Origin of the sequence: Candidatus Protofrankia californiensis (assembly GCF_900634765.1) — a bacterium.
GTDB lineage: Bacteria > Actinomycetota > Actinomycetes > Frankiales > Frankiaceae > Protofrankia > Protofrankia californiensis.
This window is the reverse complement of the sequence record NZ_CAAAFT010000059.1, coordinates 20765-21776: the sequence shown is the minus strand read 5'-3', so window position 1 is coordinate 21776 and position 1012 is coordinate 20765. Positions and strand designations below refer to the sequence as shown.

Sequence of the window (1012 nt, the reverse complement as noted above, 5' to 3'; positions counted from 1 at the left end):
CGATGCCCTCCTTCGCCCCGCCGGACTGCTTCTTCTCGGTCACGGCGTCGGTGAGCATGACGATGCAGAACGGGCAGGCGGTGGAGACGATGTCCGGGTCGAGGGCGAGCGCCTCGTCCACCCGCTCGACATTGACCCGCTTTCCGATCTTCTCCTCCATCCACATCCGGGCCCCGCCGGCGCCGCAGCAGAAGCCGCGCTCCTTGCAGCGGTGCATCTCCTGGCTGCGGACGCCGGGGATGCTGCCGAGGATCTCCCGGGGCGGGGTGTAGACCTCGTTGTGCCGGCCGAGGAAGCAGGGGTCGTGGTAGGTGACCGAGGAGTCCACGGGCTGGACGGGGACGAGCCTGCCCTCGTCGACGAGCCTGCCGAGCAGCTGGGTGTGGTGGATGACCTCGTACGCGCCGCCGAGCGCGGGGTACTCGTTCGCCAGGCTGTTGAAGCAGTGCGGGCAGGTAGCGACGATCTTCTTGGCGGCTGCGGCGTTGAGGACCTCGATGTTGGCCTTGGCCAGCTCCTGGAAGAGGTACTCGTTGCCGAGCCGGCGGGCGGGGTCACCGGTGCAGGTCTCGCCGGAACCGAGGATGGCGAAGGAGACGCCCGCGGTGTGCAGGAGTTCGGCGAAGGTCCGGGAGACCTTCTTGGCGCGGTCCTCGATGGCGCCGGCGCAACCCACCCAGTACAGGTACTCCACGTCGTCCGGGATGGTCTCACCCTCGTCGAGCACCCGGACCTCGAACGGCAGGCCCTCGGTCCACTCGGTGCGGGCCCGGGGCGAGACACCCCACGGGTTGCCGTTGTTCTCCAGGTTACGCAGCATCACCCCGGCCTCGCTGGGGAACGCCGATTCGATCATTACCTGGTAGCGGCGCATGTCGACGATGTGGTCGACGTGCTCGATGTCGACCGGGCACTGCTCCACACACGCGCCGCAGTTGGTGCACGACCACAGGACGTCGGGGTCGATGACCCCGCCCTCGGCCTCGGTGCCGACCAGTGGACGGTCGGCCTG

Annotated in this window: 1 protein-coding gene; it reads right to left on the bottom strand. The window is 68.7% G+C overall.

Annotation, left to right across the window (positions count from 1 at the left end; translation table 11 throughout):
• On the bottom strand, positions 1 to 1012 hold a 1012-nt coding region (locus DD1DGNOD_RS03350; protein WP_131769420.1), incomplete at both ends, for a (Fe-S)-binding protein.